The following is an 18,746-nucleotide window of genomic DNA, read 5'->3' as shown; positions in this document are numbered from 1 at the left end:
GCCATGAGCGAGCAGACACCGCAGGGTTCCGGCCAGACGCCTCCTGGCCAAACGCCTCCCGACCCGCACGAGGAGCGCATCGCCGAGCTGCGCAAGCGGCGCCGGGCGCGGCTGCGCTGGCTGGCCGTCAGGGCGAGCGTGCTTGCAGGCGTGCTGACGCTGCTGCTGGCCGGCTTCGTCTACTGGCTGCTGACCACCATTGGCGGTCGCGACCTGTTGCTGGCGCAGATCGTTTCGCGGCTGCCGGAGAACGCGGCGCTGTCGTGGCGCTCGGTCGACGGCCCGTTGTCGGGCCCGCTGACGATGAACGGCGTGCGCTTCACCTATGACCGCATCGTCTTCACCGCGGATCGCGTGCACATCGATCCGGCGATCCGGCCGCTGATCCGCAAGCGCCTGCGCCTGGATGCGCTGCAGATCGCCAACGCACACCTGGAGCTGCCCAAGAGCGACGAGCCGTTCGAACTGCCGCGCTGGCCGGAAGTGCTGCCCGAGATCGCACCGCCACTGGAACTGCAGGCCGACGACGTGCGCGTCGACCGTTTCCTGGTCACCCAGGAAGGCAAGGAGCTGGTCGACATCCGCACGCTGCGCACGGGCCTGGATGCGCAGCAGGGCAAGCTGCACGTCGAACGGCTGTACGTCGACAGCAGCTACGGTCGCTTCAACCTCAACGGCGACTACGTGCCGCGCGAGGACTACCGCACCAACCTCACCGCCAGCGGCCTGCTGGCCGCTGCCGACGGCCGCACGCCGGCACGCATCGGCCTGGTCGCGCGCGGCGATCTGTCGCGCATGAACGTCGCCATCGCCGGCCACGTGCCGGCGCCGCTGCATGCGAGCCTGGTGCTGCGAGGCAAGGACGACCCGCGCTGGCAGGTGGTGCTCGACGCCGAGGGCCTCGACCTGGGCCTGGTCACGGCCGCCGAGAAGCGCGACGACGACCAGCTGCTGATCGGCAGCTTCAGCGCCGACGGCGTCGGTGGCAATGCCAACCTGCGCGGGGAGTTCCGCCAGGGCGACCTGGTTGCCACCGTGCTGCCGTCGAAAGTGCGGCTGGAGAACCAGGTGCTCGACGTGCAGCCGCTGGCATTGCGCATCTTCGATGGCTCGGTGACGCTGCGCGGCCATGCCGATTTCAAGGATCCGGAGAACGCCAGCTTCCGCTTCGCCGTCAATGCGCGCGAACTGCAATGGGGCGGCGAAAAGGGCACGGCGCAGACGGCCGGCGGCGCGGCCGAAGCGTCACCGATGATCGGTGCCGATGCCGACCTCGGCTTCGCCGGCACGCTCAAGGCGTGGGCGGCAATCGGCAACGCAACGCTCAGTCGCGATGGCGAGAAGGCGCTGGTGCAGTTCGACGGTCGCGGCAACGACGAACGCATGCTGCTCAAGACGCTCAAGGCCACCATGCCCAGCGGCAGCCTCGATGGCAGTGGCAGCGTGGCCTGGGCACCGGCGCTCGGCTGGGAGATCAACGCCCGCCTCGCCGGTTTCGATCCTGGCTACTTCGCACCGGACTGGAAGGGCTCGATCAACGGGCAACTGGCGACCAAGGGCAGCACGCGCGACGACGGAGGACTCGAGGTCGGCGTCGACGCGACCGACCTGGGCGGTCGCCTGCGCAACCGGCCGCTGAAGGGTAAGGGCCGGTTCGCCATGCACGGTGCCGGCACGGCCGGCGGCGAGACCGCCTACGAAGGCGATGTCGCGCTTTCGCTCGGCGGCAGCCGCATCGACGCCAAGGGCAAGGTCGCCAGCAACCTCGACGTCGATGCCAGATTCTCGCCACTCGTGCTCAGCGACCTGCTGCCCGATGGCGCCGGCACGCTGCGCGGGACGCTCAAGCTCAGTGGCCCGCGCACCGCGCCTGACGTGGTCGCCGACCTTACCGGCAGCGGCCTGAAGTACGGCGACTACCGCGCCGATTCGTTCAGCGCCAAGGGCCGGCTGCCGTGGCAACGCGGCAACGGCGCGATCGCGGTGCGCGCCAGTGGGCTCGACGCCGGCCTGCCGCTGTCCTCGCTCACCGTCGATGCACGCGGCGCCGTCGAGGCGTTGCAACTGCAGGCGCAGGCGCGCGGCGACATCGGCACGCTCGAGTTGTCGGGCAATGCCAGCAAGCGCGGCACGACCTGGGAAGGCGCACTGGCCACGTTCCAGCTGGCGCCGGCCAAGGGTGCATCCTGGCGCCTGCAGCAGGCCGCACGCTTCCGCTGGGATGGCCGCAATGGCGCGTTGAGCAACAGCTGCTTCGCTTCCAGCGGCGGCGGCTCGCTGTGCGCCAGTGCCGACTGGCCGCGGCGCGGCCTCGACGTGCGCGGCCATGCGCTGCCGCTGAGCCTGCTGGTGCCCTATCTGCCGGAACGCGAGGAGCGCCGGCCGTGGCTGCTGCGCGGCGAGATCTCGCTCGACGGCCAGCTGCGTCCGGTCGGCAACGCCTGGCGCGGGCAGTTCAACGTGCGCTCGGCCGGTGGTGGCCTGAAGAACAGCGAACGCGCGCGCCGCGAGATGCTCAGCTACGACAACCTCGTGCTGAACGCGACGTTCGATCCCAAGCGCATCAATGCCGAACTGACCACGGCGTTCAACAGCGGCGGCCACATCGACGCACGCATCACCACCGGCTGGGACGACTTCGCGCCGATCGCCGGCGAGGTGTCGGTCAACACCGACGAGCTGGTGTGGATGGAGCTGTTTTCGCCGGACATCGTCGAGCCCAAGGGTCGGCTCGATGCACGCATCACCCTGGCCGGTACGCGCGCGCGTCCGCAGCTGGGCGGGCAGGCGCGGCTGTCGCAGTTCACCACCGAGCTGCCGTCGCTGGCGATCGTGCTGGAGGGTGGCGACGTCCGCCTCGACGCCCTGCCCGATGGCAGCGCACGCATCGATGGCCAGGTGCGCTCGGGCGAAGGCATCCTCAACGTCGACGGTTCGCTCAACTGGCAAAACATGGACGCGCCGCTGACGCTGACCCTGCGCGGCGAGAACGTGCTGGTGTCGGACACGCGCGACCTGCACGCCGTCGCCAGCCCCGACATCCAGGTGCGCTATGCCGCCCGGCAGCCGCTGCAGGTCACCGGCACGGTGACCGTGCCGTCGGCCAGGATCGACCTGGAGCGACTCGACCAGGGCGTGTCGGCATCGCCCGATGTCGTCGTGCTCGATCCCGAGGACCCCGAAGACACCGGGGACACACCGCTCGAACTCGACCTGACCCTGGCGCTGGGCGACGACGTGCGGCTCAACGGCTTCGGCCTCGACGGTGCGCTTGGCGGCAAGATGCGCGTGCGCTCGCACCCCGGCCGCGAGATGACCGCGAGCGGCCAGCTGAAGGTGCAGGGCCAGTACAAGGCGTACGGGCAGAAGCTGGACATCACCCGCGGCGAACTGTCGTGGTCGAACGGTCCGGTCTCCGATCCGATCCTCAATATCCGCGCCGAACGCATCGTCGGCGACGTGACCGCCGGTGTCGACATCCGCGGCCGCGCCAGCGCGCCGACCGCCAACGTCTGGTCGGATCCGGCCAGTTCGCAGTCCGAGGCGTTGGCTTACCTGACCCTCGGCCGCCCGCTGGCCAGTGCCAGTACCGATGAAAGCAAGCAGCTCAATGCTGCCAGCGCCGCGCTGTCGGCCGGCGGCAGCCTGATCGCTTCGCAGCTGGGCGCCAAGCTCGGCCTCGACGACGCCGGCGTCAGCGACAGCCGGGCGCTCGGCGGCAGCGTGCTCGGCTTCGGCAAGAACATCTCCCCGCGCCTGTACGTCGGCTACGGCGTGTCGCTGCTCGGCACCGGCCAGGTGGTGATGTTGAAGTACCTGCTGCGCAAGGGCTTCGACGTGCAGATCGAATCGAGCACGCTGGAGAACCGGGCGTCGTTGAACTGGCGCAAGGAGAAGTAGCGCGTCGTGCTAGCCTGCCCACTCCCGGGGGAGGACGACGATGCGCTCGACACTGCTGGCACTGCTGCTTGTTCCGACGTTGGCACTGGCCGGGACGCCCCTGCCGGATGGGCCGCACCTGGTGGTCACCGGCGAGGGCAAGGTCTCGGCCAAGCCCGACTCGGCGCGCATCCGTTTCGATTTCTCCAGGCGCGCTCCGCGACCGCTTCCCGCCAAGCAGCAGGTCGACTCGGCGGTGAACAACCTCCTTGATGGCCTGAAGGGCTTTCCGATCGCCGCCGACAACATCCGCGCCTCCGATCTGACCGCATCGGAAGACATCGATTACAACGACAACGGCAAGCCGGTATCCAACGGCTTTCTTGCCGAGCGCAACGTGACCATCGTGCTCAACGACCTGACCCGCCTCAACGACTTGCTGGACTTCGGCCTGGATGCCGGCGCAAGCGGAATCGGCGACGTCGATTTCACCTCGAGCCAGGCCAAGACCCTGCGCGACGATGCCAAGCGCAAGGCCGTCGACGACGCCCGTCAGCGCGCGGGTGAACTCGCAACCTCGTTCAATGCCCAGCTCGGTCCGGTCTACAGCGTCAACAGCCTGTCCGTGCAGTTGCACGAGGGGTTCCGCTACAACGAGTCCACCACGCTCAACTCCATCATGGTGACGGGCACCCGCGCCAAGGGGCGTTACCTGCAGCCGGAAGTCGAGTACCGCGAGTCGATCCAGGCCGTATTCGAACTCAAGCGCTGAGGGCAAACGGCTAGAATCGGCGCCATGCCGGCGCCATGCTGGTGCCGGCGCGCAAAGGACTGGTGATTGATGGCCCTCATCCTGCAGACCGAACGGCTCAACCTGCGCGAGATCACCGAACTCGACGCGCCGTTCATCCTGGAACTGCTGACCGACCCTTCGTTCCTGGAGAACATCGGCGACCGTGGGGTCAGCGATCTCGACAGCGCGCTCAACTACATCCGCACCAGCCCGGGCGACAGCTATGCCCGCAACGGCTACGGCCTGTGGCTGGTGGAACTGAAGGACTCGGGCATCCCGGTCGGCACCTGCGGCCTGATCCGGCGCGACACCCTGCCGGCGGCCGACATCGGCTATGCGTTCCTGCCGCGTTACTGGGGCCGTGGTTATGCGGTGGAGGCCTGCCAGGCCGTGCGCGACCACGCGCTGCGAGCGCTGGCGATGCCGCAGCTGCTGGCGATCGTGGCGCCCGGCAACGAGGCCTCGATCAAGGTGCTGGAGCGCATCGGCCTGCGCTATCGCGAGATGGTGCAGCTGGGTGCCGATGCCGAGCAGCTGAAACTGTACGCGCTGGAAGCCTGACCATCGCGACTGGCGGCGGCCCTGCCGCCGCGATAGTGTCCGGGCGTGGTCGGCGGGACGACGCGGCAAGGTGCCGCAGGATGCCGACTGACGGGGGACGTTGGGGATGGTCAGCCCACGAAAGCAGTGTCTGGTGTTCGTTGCCGCCGTGCTGGCGATCAGCTGGGGTTTCGATGCGTTCCTGATCGGCAACGGTGGCGTCCGCCATTTCGGGCCGATGTGGCTGGTCGCGCTGATGTGGATTCCCGGTGCCGTCTCGATCGCGCTGCGTGTTGTCCTGCGTTCTGGCTTTGACGATATCGGCCTGACGTCCGGCAACCCGGGAGCGTGGCTGCAGGCCGTCGCAATCCCGCTTGCGGTCGCGCTGCTGGTCGGGTTGACCGCGACGTCCCTCGACATTCGCCACTTCGCGCTGGTCACACCGCAGCAGTGGTCGCAGTTGAGCCCGCTACTGCTGCCCCTACTGGCCATGGGGCTTGTCGGTGCGCTCGGGGAAGAGCTCGGATGGCGCGGTTTCCTGTTACCCAAGCTGATCGCCGGCGGTGTCCGCCATCCGTATCTGGTGTGCGGCCTCGTCTGGGCGCTGTGGCATTTTCCGCTGATAGCCTTCGGTGGCTTCTACCAGGTCGACAACGCCCTGCTCATGGCCGCGATCTATTGCGTTGGAATCGTCGCGATGAGCTTCGTCCTGAGCGAGCTGCGGATGCGCTCGGGATCGGTCCTGGTGCCGACGCTTGCCCATGCCAGCCACAATTTCCTGCTGCAGTTCGCCGTTCCGGCACTGGCACTGACCGTACCGGGATCGCGCGCAGGCCTTTGGGACACCGTGGCCGGAGATACCGGCGCCAGCATTGCGTTGTTCTACGCGATCTTTTTCGTCATCCAGTTCTCCACACACAAAAGGATATGTGCATGGCAGCAGATCAGAAGGTGAGGGGCCCGGCGTCGTATTTCCCGTCGATTGAAAAGACATACGGGAAACCGATCAGCCACTGGCTGAAGCTCCTGGACTCCATGAAGGACCAGAAGCACATGGAGGCTGTGGCCTGTCTCAAGTCGGAGCACGGGATTGGGCATGGGCATGCAAATGCCTTGGTTGCCTATCACCGCGCCCGGAGCGCGGCCTAGCAGTTCAGCCAAAGCGCAGCGTTGGGTTGTCGCGTTCCGTCCCCCGCATACGAGGAGTTGCCCCGTGCCCCTGATGAGCCTGGTGTTCGCCGCTGCATCCGCTACGAGCGTGGCTTCACCTGCCGCGATCGAACCGGCCACCCGCGCCGCCATCGAAGCGACGTGTTTTGACTATGTCGACGGCCAGCTGGAAGGTGATCCCGAGCGTGTCGCCCGCTCGCTGCACCCGGATCTCGCCAAGCGACGCGTGCTCGGCGATACGCCGGATGAAAGACTTGGCCTGCGCCGCATGAGCAAGGAAGAGCTGGTCGAGCTGACCCGGCAGGGCGCGCTGAAGACGCCGAAGGAGCAATGGAACCGCTCGTGCGCCGTACTGGACGTCGCCGGCAATGCCGCGGTGGTGCGCGCGGAGACGCCGTGGTTCGTGGACTTCTTCCACATGGGCAAGTTCGGCGATCGCTGGATCATCGTCAACGCGCTCTGGTATTCGAAGCCGCGGTGAGATCGAGCGTGGCGCAAGGCCGCGGCTGGAACTGGCGGCTCTACTGCGTTTCTAGCCAACCTCGATCCGCACGTCGGCGAACCATAGCTGCTGCCAGCGCAGCGGCTTGTCTTCAGCGGACAGCAGCCGCGGCTGCGCGACCTGCTCCGCGGCAAGGTCCGCGGTTCCTTCGATCGTGCGCACGTTGAGTGCGGCGAACAGATGGCCATCGCTTTCGTACGTGGCCATGACCAGCACGGCGCAGTACGCGCAGGCGATGAACTCGGCCTGGTCGGAACCCTGGCGGTAACGCCGTGCACTGTCGTTGCCGCGCTGGCGCAGTCGCAGGCTGCCTGAGGGATCAGTCAGCCAGGCGGCACCGTGCTTGCGGCAGAAGTCGCAATCGCACGCACGTGGCGCGTAGTCATGCAGTGGCCTGGTGAGCGTCGCCTCCATGACCAGTCGGCGGCAATGGCAACTGGCATGGGCGACGGTCATGGCGCCACGCGGTAGTGCTGGCCCTGCAACCGTGGCTTGCCATCGACGACGTCGGTCCAGACCACGTAGGCGCCATCGTCGGCGAGTGCGAGCTGGGCGAAGCCGGTGGCGCGACCGCGTCCCTGCAGGCGCGCGACTTCGACGCGTTGCAGTTCGCGGCCCAGGTCGGGGGCGTAACGCGCCAGGTGCAATGACTGAACGCCGGCGTCCTCGCGCATCCACAGGACCCAGGCGGCATTCGCGTCGAGTGCGAGGTCGACGCGTCCCTGCACCGGCATGCCCTCGTCGACGGTGAGCGGCGCCGCGAAGCGGTCGCCGGCGTCGCTGCTGCGTGCCAGCTTCAGTGCCGGCGTGCCGCCTGCGGCGGTGTACCAGGCCACGAGCGCATCGCTGCCCCGGGCGGTGACGGCAGGCCCGTTGACCGGACACGCCGGCATCTTCCAGCCGTCGGCATGGACCGGATACGGCGGCGTCCACGCGCCATCCTGCAACCGGGTAATGGCGATGTCGCGGATTTCTTCCGGCGTGCGATCGCGATAGACCAGCAACGGCCCGCGGTCGCCGAGGGCGGCATCGGTCTGGCAGCAGTCGCAGGTCATCGTGTCGATTTCGCGTTCGTCTGCGCGTTGCAGCGAGGCATCGAACAGCGCAGCACGCAGCGTCATCGCACCGCCGCCGTGGCCTTCGTGGCCACCCTCGTGGCCACCGCCGCTGTTGCGGCCGTCGAGCCAGGCGATCCCGATGCGGTCGCGCGCTGCAGGCCAGAGCGAAACGAATCCGTGCTCGGTCGGCGTGCCGTCGTCGTTCACCAGCATTGGCTGCGACCACGAGCGTCCATCGTCACCGCTGCGAACCAGCGCGACGTCGTAGGCGTACGGCGCCTTGGCGGACTTCTTCAGCCAGTGCGCCCACAGGGCGCCGTCCGCCGTCGCGGCAACGTGCGGGGTGTCGGCCCAGTTGACGAACCAGTCGTCGCCGCGCGCGATCTCATGGACGTCGCTCCACGTGCCCTTGGTCTGGCGCGCGAACTTCAAGGCGTGGGCGTCGCCGTCGGTTTCGATCCAGGCCAGCACGAGTGAACCGTCTGGCGCGCGGACAAGGTCTGGCTGCGCCGCCAGGCCCTGGCCGGAAGGCAGCGGCCAGGGCTGCGCGATGGCGGTGGTCGCTGGCTGCACCGTGGGCTGCGCCGCCGCGGTGCTGCTGGCGTCGGCAGTGGTCGCGGTCGGCGCCGTCCTGTCGCAGGCGACCGGAAGCAGCAGCATCAGTGGGAGGATCAGGGCGGGCTTTGGCAGGGCAGGCTTCATCGGCGAAGCCTAACCCGCCCCGCCTGCCACTGGGATGTGCCCGCCGTCAGAACTTGCCGTTGCCGTTCTTCCACTGCTCACGTGGCGGGATCGCCTCGATCGTGTCCCAGTGCTCGGCGAGCTTGCCGTTCTCGATCCGCCACAGGTCGTAGAAGGCCACGTGCTGGCTGCCCAGCTGGCCCTCGCTGACCGAGAGGATGAAGTTGCCTTCGCCGAGGATGCGGTGGACGCGCTCGTACTTCATGGCCCTGCCCTGCTGGGCCATGGCGTAGAGCGCGCTGCCCAGCGCCGACAGCCCGCTGCCGATATGCGGGTTGTGCTGGATGTAGCGGTCGCCGTCGAAGTAGCCCGCCAGCCGCTCCATCCGTCCGTGGATGAGGATGTCATCGATGAACGAGCGCACCAGCGCCTTGTTTGCCTCGGTCTGGTCCAGGTCGACGACCAGCAGTGTGCCGTCAATCATGCTGTGGCCGCTGGGATTGGGCGCGGCCGGCCTTTCCTGCAGGTTGTCCCAGTGCTCGACGATCTTGCCGTCGTCAAAGCGGAAGACGTCGAATCCGATTTTCGGCCCGAAGAAGTCGTAGTCGGTGTGGGCGAAGACGAAATCGCCGTCCTGGAACACGCGCACCGTGTTTACTCTGGCGCTGCCCTTGGGCAGCTGCTCCAGCAGTTCGCCGAAGCCGGCCAGGCCGTCGCCGACTGCGAGGTTGTGCTGCACGTAGCGGCTGGGATGGATGTAGCCGACCGGGTGGGCCTCACCGGTCTCGATGCTTTTCAGCAGCAGCGCCACCTGGGCTTTTGGCGACATGGTCATGGTCCTGTCTCTCGTTCGATGCGGTCGGTGGTCATTTTCCGCAGCGGGCCTATGATTCACAGGTCAATGGACGACAGCCAGCTGTGAATTTCGGACATCCTGAGATGCGGAAACGGCAAGGCGACAGCATCATGCGTGTCGCGTACCAGCCGCCTGGCGAGTACGGGCTGGACGTGGAGATTTTCACGGTGGCCGACTTGCGCGGCCGCGTCGATGACGCGCACTTCCGCGTCACCCAGCGCATCGGTTTCCACATGCTGATCTGCGTGACCGAGGGGCACTTCGATTACACCGTCGATTTCACTGCGGTGCAGTGCCGCCCGGGTTCGCTGCTGGCGCTGCGGCCCGGGCAGGCACTGCATTTCAACATGCAGGCCAACTGGAACGGCTGGGTGGTGATATTCCGTCCCGAGTTCCTCGCGCCGCTGCAGACCACGGTGCGGATCGACGAGCTCAAGGCGCACGCCAGCCTGCAGGCGCTGCCGAGCCACATGGCGCTGGAGGGCGAAGAGCGGCACGCGGTGCTCGACACGATCGTGCAGATGCATGCCGACTGCGCCTCGGGCTGGCCGCTGGATGAGCTGCATCCGTTGCTGCGCCATCAGTTGTATTCGCTGTTGCTGCGGCTGCACCTGAGCCACGGCCGGCAGGCGGCGCAGTCGGGCGCTTCGGTGGCCAGCCTCAACCGGTTTCGCCGGTTCCAGCAGTTGCTGGAGGCGAACTTCGCCCACCAGCACCAGGTTGCGGCCTACGCCAAAGCGCTGGGATGCTCGGAACGCAGCCTGACGCGCACGACGCTGGACGTGGCCGGGGTGCAGGCCAAGGCGTTCATTGCCGCGCGCATCAACCTGGAAGCCAAGCGCCTGCTCGCGCAGACCGCGCTGCCAATCGCCGCCATCGCCGAGCAGCTGGGCTTCGACGAGGCGGCCAACTTCATCAAGTTCTTCAAGCGCGATGCCGGCTGCGCGCCGGGAGAGTTCCGGCGCCAGCATTTGCCCTGATGCCGGGCAACGCAGACGTCAGGCAAGGCAGGCGTCAGGCCACGCGGGCGCGGCGGGCGCGGGTCAGGTGCACCAGCAGCAGCGAGATCGCCGCCGGCGTCATGCCGGGAATGCGCTGCGCCTGGCCGATGGTCTGCGGACGCACGCGCTCGAGCTTGCCCTGCACTTCGGCCGACAGTCCACGCACGCCGGCGTAATCGAAATCGTGCGGAATGGCCGTGGTTTCGTGGCGCTGCTGACGGGCGATTTCCTCGCGCTGGCGATCGAGGTAACCGGCGTACTTGACGCCGATCTCGACCTGCTCGGACACCTCGGCGTCTGCCACTGCCGGGCCAAGGGAAGGAACCTGCATCAGCTTTGCGTAGTCGAGCTCGGGACGCTTGAGCAGGTCCAGTGCGCTGGTCTCGCGGCTGATCTCGATGCCGAGCACGGCCATCGCCTCGCGACCCAGGGCATTGCCCGGCGCCGCCCAGACCGCGCCCAGGCGCGCGTTCTCGCGTGCGACGGCTTCGCGCTTGGCATCGAAACGGGCGAAGCGGGCGTCGTCGACCAGGCCCAGCTCGCGCCCGACCGGCGTCAGGCGCGCGTCGGCATTGTCCTCGCGCAACTGCAGGCGGTACTCGGCGCGCGAGGTGAACATGCGGTACGGCTCGCTGGTGCCGTGGGTGATCAGGTCGTCGACCAGCACGCCCAGGTAGGCCTCGTCGCGGCGCGGCGACCAGCCCTCGAAGCCCTGGACGAAACGCGCGGCATTGACGCCGGCGAGCAGGCCCTGCGCGGCAGCCTCCTCGTAACCGGTGGTGCCGTTGATCTGGCCGGCGAAGAACAGGCCCGACATCGCCTTGGTCTCCAGCGTCGACTTGAGCCCGCGCGGATCGAAGAAGTCGTACTCGATCGCATAGCCCGGGCGGGTGATGTGCGCGTCCTCGAAGCCACGGATCGAACGCACCAGCGCCAGCTGCACGTCGAACGGCAGCGAAGTGGAGATGCCGTTGGGATAGATCTCGGCCACGTCCAGGCCTTCGGGCTCGACGAAGATCTGGTGGCTGGGCTTCTCGGCGAAGCGCACCACCTTGTCCTCGATCGACGGGCAGTAGCGCGGGCCGATGCCTTCGATCTGGCCGGTGTACAGCGGCGAGCGGTCGAGCGCGCCACGGATGATGTCGTGGGTCTGCTCGCTGGTGTGGGTGATCCAGCACGAGACCTGACGCGGATGGTCGGCATGGCTGCCCATGAAGGACATCACCGGGCGCGGATCGTCGCCCGGCTGCTCTTCCATCACCGAGTAGTCCAGGGTACGGCCGTCGATGCGCGGCGGCGTGCCGGTCTTGAGGCGGTCGACCACGAACGGGCCTTCGCGCAGGCGTGCGGCCAGGGCGACGGCGGGCGGGTCGCCGGCACGGCCGGCGGCATAGGTGGTCTGGCCGACGTGGACCTTGCCGGCGAGGAAGGTGCCGGCGGTCAGGACAACCGCGGGGGCTTCGAAACGCAGACCGGTCTGGGTGATCGCACCGCCGACGCGGCCGTCGGCGAAGACGATGTCGTCGACCGCGGCCTGGAACAGGGTGAGGTTCGGCTGGCTCTCGACCGCGCGGCGGATGTAGGCGCGGTACAGCGCGCGGTCGGCCTGGCAGCGGGTGGCACGCACGGCCGGGCCCTTGCTCGCATTGAGCCGGCGCCACTGGATGCCGGCCGCATCGGCGGCACGCGCCATGATGCCGCCCAGCGCATCGATTTCCTTGACCAGGTGGCCTTTGCCGATGCCGCCGATGGCCGGGTTGCAGCTCATCGCACCGACCGTCTCCACCGAATGCGTGAGCAGCAGCGTGCGGGCGCCGGCGCGGGCAGACGCAAGCGCGGCCTCGGTACCGGCATGGCCGCCGCCGATCACGATCACGTCGTACTGGTAGAAGTTCTGGCTCATCGGGTCCTGGGGGTATCGGGGGTACAGCACGGCTCGCGCGCACGGCTTCGCGCCGATGGCGAATTTTAGGCCACTCGGGTTTGCCCTGCCGGTCAGTCTGAATGCCGCGTGAAACTTGGCACGGTTCCTGCTTGTATCTATTGCACCCAGCGGGGCAGGCGCTCATCGCCGGCCGGAATTGGAACAGGGGCTGGCCAAGCGCTCGCGGGGGAAGCCGGGGGGCCGAATGTCGGGGGACGTTCGGCCCCCTTTTTTTATGGCTGCGCCTATAAAAAACCCAAAGTTTGCTGCGCAAACCTTGGGCCCCGGGGCTGAGCCTCCAATCCCTGCGGCTGCCGCCGCGCCCCCTTGCCAAGGGGGCTGTTCGATATCTGATACGCGTCTGGACCGGCTGCGCCACTTTTGGGCCCGGTCGGGCGGACGACGACTGCTCGCCCCTTAAACGTCGACGACCCCGCCTGGGCGGGGTCGCGGGGTGCGTTTGGGGCTTTGATCGACTTGCCCGCGCGGTGGCGGCGGGCCGGATTAGGCGCCGACGCCCGACGGGGACGGAACAGGGGGGATCCGTGGTTCCTCGCCGGGCGCCGACATGGAAAGCTGGGCCGCTTTGCGATTTACGTCCAAAAGCGACGCAATCGGTCAATAGGCGCAGATTGCCGTCAGTCGAAGCCGGACGCAAGCATAAAAATGTGAATTGCGGCCAGCTTGCGCAACCCCGTCAGGGCTCGTGTCGCGGAACGCGCTCGCGGCCAGCCGACGGATGGCGCGGGCTGTCGTTTCGCGGCATCGGCCGCGGCTCATTGCTCGCGTTCTGCTCCGGCGGACGGACCGTGCCGGGGCGACCGCCCGGCTGCCCGCCCGGTCGCGGACCAGGCCGCGCGCCCGGCTGCGGCATCGGCACCTGGCCGCTCCAGCCGGGCCGGTTCGGGTAGTTGCCGTTGTTGTAGCCGTGTCCGCCGTTGTAGCCGTTTCCGCCGTTGTAGCCATGTCCGCGGCCATGGCCGCCGTTGTGCCCGTTGTAGCGCGGGTAGTTGTAGTACGGGGCCCGGTAGCCCGGGTAACCGTAAGGGCCGTAGCCATGGCGGTACGGGTAGGCATAGCGGTACGGGGAGCCGTAGCCATAGCCATAGCCATAGCCGTAGCGGTACGGGTAGGCATACGGGTAGTAGCCACCCCAGCCGCCGTAGTAACCGCCGTAGCCGCCGCCATAACCGCCGTAATAGCGGTACTCGACGCTCGGCTGGCCGTAGTAGTAATCGCCCGCGCCGCCAGGGCCGCGATAGGCGTACGGCGTGATGCAGCCCGCCAGCAGCAGCGCGGCGAACGCAGGAACCAACAGTTTGCGGATCATGATGCGGAACCCCCCGGGTCAGGCCGTCAGCATCAGGCCGTGGAATTGAACTCGGCCTTAATTTTTTCCGCTGCCTGGCGGCAACCGGAACGGCATTCAGGCGAGCGCAGGCCCGGGCGACCTGCGACCGGCGGCGGCGCCGCCTGCGCGCAGTCGCCAGACTGTGCATTGCCCTGCCCGCGCGCCGATGCCAGCATGCCACGCTTTGCCTGAGCGAGAGTGTCGATGAGCCTGCACCGTGCGTCCGGCCAATGGCGGTTGGGACTGCTGCTGACCCTGGTCACCGCGCTGTGCTGGGCGACGTTGCCGATCGCGCTGAAACTGGTCCTGGAGGTCCTCGACCCGATCACCCTGACCTGGTTCCGCTTCCTGGTTGCGGCGCTGGTCACCGGAGCCTGGCTCGGCTGGCGCGGCAAGCTCGGCGGTTATCGCCAGCTCGGGCGCCGCGGCTCGATGATGCTGGCGATTGCGGCGCTGATGCTGGTCGGCAACTACGTGTTCTACCTGCTCGGCGTGCAGCACACGACGCCGGCCAACGCGCAGTTGCTGATCCAGCTGGCACCGCTGCTGATGGCGCTGGGCGGGGTGTGGGTGTTCGGCGAGCATTTCCGCGCCGCGCAGTGGCTGGGCCTGGCGCTGCTGGTGGCCGGCATGGGGCTGTTCTTCGCCGACCAGCTTGCCGCAAGCGCGCAGGCGCCCGGTTATGTACTCGGCTCGGCGCTGGTCGTCGTCGGTGCGATCGTCTGGGCGGTGTACGCGCTGCTGCAGAAGCAGCTGCTGATGCGACTGGGCTCGATGCAGGTGCTGCTTTTCATCTACGCCTTCGCCAGCGTCGCACTGCTGCCGTTCGCGCATCCGTCCGCGCTGCTGCAACTCGATGCGGTGCATTGGGCGATGCTGATGTACTGCGCGTTCAACACCATCGGGGCCTACGGAGCATTCGCCGAGGCACTTGCGCACTGGGAGGCGTCGCGCGTGTCGGCGATCCTCGCCACCACGCCGCTGTTGTGCATCGCCGCGGCGACCGTGGTGCATGCGCTGTGGCCGCAATGGCTGGCCCCGGAACGGATCACCACCCTGGGCTGGATCGGCGCGGCGCTGGTCGTTGCCGGCTCGGCGGCAGTCAGCCTGCTCAACCGGCCCGCGTCGCGATAGCATCCGCGGATGAACAACGCATCCCCCGCCGGAACTGCCCACCACAAGGCCGCCGTCCACAAGGACGCCCACCACGACGCCCTGCCCGACTTCGACGCGGTGCTGGCCGCGGCGGCGCGCATTGCCCCGCACGCCCACGTCACGCCGGTGCTGCGCGCGCGCAGCCTGGATGCGCTGGCAGGTTGCGAGCTTCATTTGAAGGCCGAGCAGCTGCAACGCGCCGGCGCCTTCAAGTTCCGCGGCGCCTGCAACGCGATCTGGTCGCTGACCGAAGCCGAAGCTGCGCGCGGCGTGGTCACCCATTCGTCCGGCAATCACGGTGCCGCACTGGCCCTGGCCGCACGCACGCGCGGCGTCGCCTGCCATGTCGTGGTGCCCGAAGGCGCGGTCGCGGCGAAGGTGGCGGCAATCGAAGCCTATGGCGCCGTGCTGCACCGCTGCGCGGCGACGATCGCAGCGCGCGAAGCCAGATGCGCGCAGGTCCAGGCCGAGACCGGCGCCGAGCTGGTGCATCCGTACACCGACTTCCGCGTGATCGCCGGCCAGGGCACCGCGGCACTGGAGCTGCTGTCCAGTGGCGGCGCGTTCGATGCGCTGGTGGTGCCGGTCGGCGGCGGCGGACTGGCCGCCGGCACCGCACTCAGCGTCGCCGCGCTGTCACCGCGCACGCGACTGATCCTGGCCGAGCCCAGCGGCGCGGCCGAGACCTGGGCATCGCTGCAGCAGGGCGAGCGCGTCACCCAGTTCACGCCCGACACCATCTGCGATGGCCTGCGTGGCACCCTCGGCGAACCCAACTTCCGCATGCTCCACCAGCACCGCGCCGAGGTGGTGAAGGTCGACGATTTCGACACGGTCGCGGCGATGCGCCTGCTCTGGCAGCGCACCAAGCAGATCATCGAACCGTCGTCGGCGGTCGCGCTGGCGGCCGTGCTGACCCGCACCGACCTGTTTGCCGGCCAGCGCGTCGGCATCGTGCTGTCGGGCGGCAACGTCGATCCGGACGCGCTGCCGGAGCTGTTCGCACGCGGCTGAGCGCCCGGCACCGTCGAGACCGGTTGACACGTTAACGCTATCAACCGATAGGCGGTGGCAGGGGCATCGGACCATCGGCGGCACCGGTCACGGTCGCGGCCACCCGCCACGCCGCTATGATCGCCCTGCCGGCCACCCCCGACCGGCGCCAGTTGCCCCGCAAGGACACGCGATGATGAAGATCGACGGCACCCGCAGCCACGACCGCGCCACGGAACTGATCCTGGCGTACTACGCGGCATTCAACCGCGGCGACTGGGACGCCATGCTGGCGCTGCTCGGTGACGGCATCGTCCACGACCTCAACCAGGGGCCGCGCGAGATCGGCCACGAGGCCTTCGCCTCGTTCCTCCAGCGCATGGCCCGCAGCTATCGCGAGCAGCTGCACGACATCGTCGTCATGGTGTCTCCCGACGGCGCCCGCGCCGCTGCCGAGTACATCGTCCATGGCGAGTACCTGGCCAGCGATACCGGCCTGCCCGAGGCGCGAGGGCAGAAGTACGTGCTGCCCGGCGGTGCGTTCTTCGAAGTGAACGACGGGCGCATCCAGCGCGTGAGCAACTACTACAACCTCGAGGACTGGATCGCCCAGGTTGGCGGCTGATCCGCGTTTTTTCGCTGGCCATGGGGCCGGCGACCGGCTCGCGTTCCGACAAGGAGTTTACGGTTGCGCGCGTACAGTCACGCCACCCGCGCCGCCAGTGAGCCTGCATGCTCCGGACCGCCCTGCGTTCGCCGTCGCTCTGGATCGCGCTGACGTCGGTGATCCTGGCGCTGTGCTTCCTCGGCACACGCGGAATGTGGGACCCGGATGAAGGTCGCTACACCAACGTCGCCCTGAACATGCTCCTCAGCGGCGATTGGCTCAACCCGCACCGCAACCACGAAGTCGGGCACTGGACCAAGCCGCCGCTGACCTATTGGGCGATCGCCACCAGCATCGCCGTGTTCGGCGCCAACACCTGGGCGGCGCGATTGCCCGCAGCGTTGTCGTACCTGCTGTGCGTGTGGCTGACCGGTCGCATCGCCAGGCGACTGTCACCGGCAAGCGAGCACTTCGCCATGCTCGTCTACGCCACCATGTGCTTCACGGTCGGCGCTTCGCAACTGATCACCACCGACTACGTGCTGGCGGCGTGCGAAGCGCTGGCGATGTGGGCGTTCGTCGAGGCCCGCTTCGGCAAGGGACCGCATCCACGCCGGTGGGTCGCGTTGATGTGGGTGGGGTTTGCGCTGGCGTTCGTCACCAAAGGTCCTGCCGGACTGGTGCCGTTGCCGGTGGTGTTGCTGTTCGACTACCTGATGCCTGGCAGGCGCATGCATCGGGTTCTGCAATGGTCGGGGATCATCATGTTCGCGGTGCTGGCCTTGCCGTGGTACCTGGCGGTATTCCATGGCAACCCGGGCCTGTTCCGTTACTTCGTCGGCGACGAACTGGTGAACCGTGTGACGACGGACGAGTTCGGCCGACACGGCGAATGGTACGGCTGGCTTGAGATCTATCTGCCGACCGTGGTGCTCGGCACGTTGCCCTGGACGCCGGCGTTGTGGCGCTGGGCACGCGCACTGCCCGCATCGGTGCGTCGGTGGCGCGGGGGAGCGGAGCATCGCCAGGCCGATGCGCACTGGCTGCTGCTGGGCCTGTGGTTGCTGCTGCCGCTGCTGGTGTTCTGCGTGGCGCGCTCGCGGATGCCGCTGTACGTGCTGCCCCTGTTCGTTCCGATGGCATTGATCGTTGCACTGCAATGGCAGCGCGAGGACCGGCCGTTGCCACGCTGGCGCTGGCTGCTGGCGTGGGTGGCGATGTTGCTTGCACTCAAGCTGGCGCTGGCCTGGTGGCCCACGCACAAGGACGCGAGGGCCTGGGCCGACGCCATCCGCGAACGCGCGCGCGTGCCGGTGCAGGAAGTGGTGTTCGTCGAGGACATGGCGCGTTACGGCCTGCACCTGCACCTGGGCACGGGCACGGAAGTGGAGAAGATCTCGCTGGTGGCGCTGCAGCAGCCGCGCTTCAATCCGGCCTACGACGAACCGCTGGCCGTCGAACTCGATGAGCACGAGAGCGGCGTGGTGTGGGTGTGCAAGCAGCAGGACTGGCCGCTGGTCCTGGCGCGCATCGCCGGACTGGGTTATCGAGCCACCCTATTGGGCACGCCCTACCGGCATCGCGTGATGTTCGAAGTGCATCCCGACGATGCAGCCGGTCAGCGCACTGCCCCCGCCAACGCCAGGTAATCCAGTCCCTGGCTGAGCAGCAGCCGCATTACCGAGGCGCGTTCGGCGACCGGGCGGGTCTGCAGGGAGTCGAGCAATGCACCCACCGAGCGGCAGCGCGCAGGGTGGTCGCTGCCGTTGAGTCCGGCGAGGAATCCGTCGTTGAGGATCGCAGCGCGGACGCCGGCGGCCTTCAACGCCTGTTGCGCCAGCGCGGGGTTGTAAGGCTGCGGCGGGCTCTGCGCGGAGGCCACCAGGAAATCGGCGACGGCATTGGCGAAGCGCACGCGGCTGGTCTGGCTCAGTTGCGAGGCGACCTCGTTGTACCCATCGATCGTGCGCTCGGCGCCCGGATCGAACAGCTCGCACATCACGTTCGCGTCCTGCGGCGACTGCGCACCGGCGTGGATGGCCTGGAACAGGCCGTCGACGCTGGCATCGGGCGCACGCAGCAGCAGCTGCCGGCTGTCGCCGAGGAGCGCGCCAGCATCGATCCCCCACTGCGCGAGCGGGTCCTGGGCGAACGCGGGCGCGCCGGCGAGCAGCGACAGGGCCAGCAGCGGAGGCAGGGCGAGGCGTTTGACGGTCGGCATGGCTGGAATCTAACC

17 protein-coding genes are annotated in these 18,746 nt (G+C 68.2%); 11 read left to right on the top strand and 6 right to left on the bottom strand.

Annotated features, from left to right (window positions below; genetic code table 11):
• The first annotated feature begins 3 nt into the window (after nt 1–3).
• The 6 genes from MNR01_RS11315 (at nt 4) to MNR01_RS11290 (ending at nt 6,863) form a co-directional block, all read left to right on the top strand.
• Complete coding sequence (locus MNR01_RS11315; RefSeq protein WP_241917906.1) at nt 4–3,900, top strand: translocation/assembly module TamB domain-containing protein; 3,897 nt, start codon at nt 4–6, stop codon at nt 3,898–3,900.
• Nucleotides 3,901–3,940: 40 nt separating this feature from the next.
• Nucleotides 3,941–4,651: an SIMPL domain-containing protein gene (locus MNR01_RS11310; RefSeq protein WP_241917905.1), complete on the top strand. Its 711-nt coding sequence runs from the start codon at nt 3,941–3,943 to the stop codon at nt 4,649–4,651.
• Nucleotides 4,652–4,720: 69 nt separating this feature from the next.
• Complete coding sequence (locus MNR01_RS11305; protein ID WP_241917904.1) at nt 4,721–5,233, top strand: GNAT family N-acetyltransferase; 513 nt, start codon at nt 4,721–4,723, stop codon at nt 5,231–5,233.
• A gap of 133 nt (nt 5,234–5,366) precedes the next feature.
• Nucleotides 5,367–6,167 (top strand): CPBP family intramembrane glutamic endopeptidase, encoded by an 801-nt coding sequence (locus MNR01_RS11300; RefSeq protein ID WP_241917903.1) that lies wholly within the window; start codon nt 5,367–5,369, stop codon nt 6,165–6,167.
• A complete protein-coding gene (locus MNR01_RS11295) occupies nt 6,146–6,361 on the top strand; it encodes a DUF4287 domain-containing protein (protein ID WP_241917902.1) in 216 nt (71 codons plus the stop codon). The genes MNR01_RS11300 and MNR01_RS11295 overlap by 22 nt, the downstream gene beginning before the upstream one ends.
• A gap of 64 nt (nt 6,362–6,425) precedes the next feature.
• Nucleotides 6,426–6,863, top strand: a complete 438-nt coding sequence (locus MNR01_RS11290; RefSeq protein ID WP_241917901.1) for a nuclear transport factor 2 family protein — start codon at nt 6,426–6,428, stop codon at nt 6,861–6,863.
• 51 nt (nt 6,864–6,914) lie between these two features.
• Here MNR01_RS11290 and MNR01_RS11285 read toward each other — a convergent pair whose 3' ends face one another.
• From MNR01_RS11285 to MNR01_RS11275, 3 genes are read right to left on the bottom strand one after another with little or no spacing between them, the layout of a single operon-like run.
• Nucleotides 6,915–7,340: an aldehyde-activating protein gene (locus MNR01_RS11285; RefSeq protein WP_241917900.1), complete on the bottom strand. Its 426-nt coding sequence runs from the start codon at nt 7,338–7,340 to the stop codon at nt 6,915–6,917.
• Nucleotides 7,337–8,644, bottom strand: a complete 1,308-nt coding sequence (locus tag MNR01_RS11280; protein ID WP_241917899.1) for a sialidase family protein — start codon at nt 8,642–8,644, stop codon at nt 7,337–7,339. The genes MNR01_RS11285 and MNR01_RS11280 overlap by 4 nt, the downstream gene beginning before the upstream one ends.
• 46 nt (nt 8,645–8,690) lie before the next feature.
• Nucleotides 8,691–9,452 (bottom strand): hypothetical protein, encoded by a 762-nt coding sequence (locus tag MNR01_RS11275; RefSeq protein ID WP_241917898.1) that lies wholly within the window; start codon nt 9,450–9,452, stop codon nt 8,691–8,693.
• Between the two features lie 137 nt (nt 9,453–9,589).
• Here MNR01_RS11275 and MNR01_RS11270 point away from each other — a divergent pair, with 137 nt between their 5' ends.
• Nucleotides 9,590–10,459, top strand: a complete 870-nt coding sequence (locus MNR01_RS11270; RefSeq protein WP_241917897.1) for an AraC family transcriptional regulator — start codon at nt 9,590–9,592, stop codon at nt 10,457–10,459.
• Between the two features lie 34 nt (nt 10,460–10,493).
• Here the strand turns inward: MNR01_RS11270 and mnmG are convergent, their stop codons facing one another.
• Together mnmG and MNR01_RS11260 are read right to left on the bottom strand one after the other, a co-directional pair.
• Nucleotides 10,494–12,383 carry a tRNA uridine-5-carboxymethylaminomethyl(34) synthesis enzyme MnmG gene (gene mnmG, locus MNR01_RS11265; protein ID WP_241917896.1) on the bottom strand — a complete coding sequence of 630 codons (1,890 nt, stop codon included), beginning with the start codon at nt 12,381–12,383 and terminating at the stop codon, nt 10,494–10,496.
• Nucleotides 12,384–13,101: 718 nt separating this feature from the next.
• Nucleotides 13,102–13,734 (bottom strand): hypothetical protein, encoded by a 633-nt coding sequence (locus tag MNR01_RS11260; RefSeq protein ID WP_241917895.1) that lies wholly within the window; start codon nt 13,732–13,734, stop codon nt 13,102–13,104.
• Between the two features lie 225 nt (nt 13,735–13,959).
• Between MNR01_RS11260 and MNR01_RS11255 the strand changes: the two genes are divergently transcribed.
• From MNR01_RS11255 to MNR01_RS11240, 4 genes are all read left to right on the top strand, one after another.
• On the top strand, nt 13,960–14,889 hold the full coding sequence (locus MNR01_RS11255) for a DMT family transporter (RefSeq protein ID WP_241917894.1): 930 nt from the start codon (nt 13,960–13,962) through the stop codon (nt 14,887–14,889).
• A 9-nt stretch (nt 14,890–14,898) separates the two neighbouring features.
• The gene (locus MNR01_RS11250; RefSeq protein WP_241917893.1) at nt 14,899–15,924 is read left to right on the top strand and encodes a pyridoxal-phosphate dependent enzyme; all 1,026 of its coding nucleotides are present in this window, start codon (nt 14,899–14,901) and stop codon (nt 15,922–15,924) included.
• 175 nt (nt 15,925–16,099) lie between these two features.
• Complete coding sequence (locus MNR01_RS11245) at nt 16,100–16,528, top strand: ketosteroid isomerase-related protein (protein WP_241917892.1); 429 nt, start codon at nt 16,100–16,102, stop codon at nt 16,526–16,528.
• 107 nt (nt 16,529–16,635) lie between these two features.
• The gene (locus tag MNR01_RS11240) at nt 16,636–18,159 is read left to right on the top strand and encodes a glycosyltransferase family 39 protein (RefSeq protein ID WP_241917891.1); all 1,524 of its coding nucleotides are present in this window, start codon (nt 16,636–16,638) and stop codon (nt 18,157–18,159) included.
• Here the strand turns inward: MNR01_RS11240 and MNR01_RS11235 are convergent.
• On the bottom strand, nt 18,129–18,731 hold the full coding sequence (locus tag MNR01_RS11235; protein WP_241917890.1) for a hypothetical protein: 603 nt from the start codon (nt 18,729–18,731) through the stop codon (nt 18,129–18,131). The genes MNR01_RS11240 and MNR01_RS11235 overlap by 31 nt on opposite strands.
• Nucleotides 18,732–18,746: the final 15 nt, after the last annotated feature.

The organism is Lysobacter sp. S4-A87, from assembly GCF_022637455.1.
In the GTDB taxonomy this organism is placed as follows: domain Bacteria; phylum Pseudomonadota; class Gammaproteobacteria; order Xanthomonadales; family Xanthomonadaceae; genus Lysobacter_J.
This window is presented reverse-complemented; position numbering and strand designations above follow the sequence as displayed.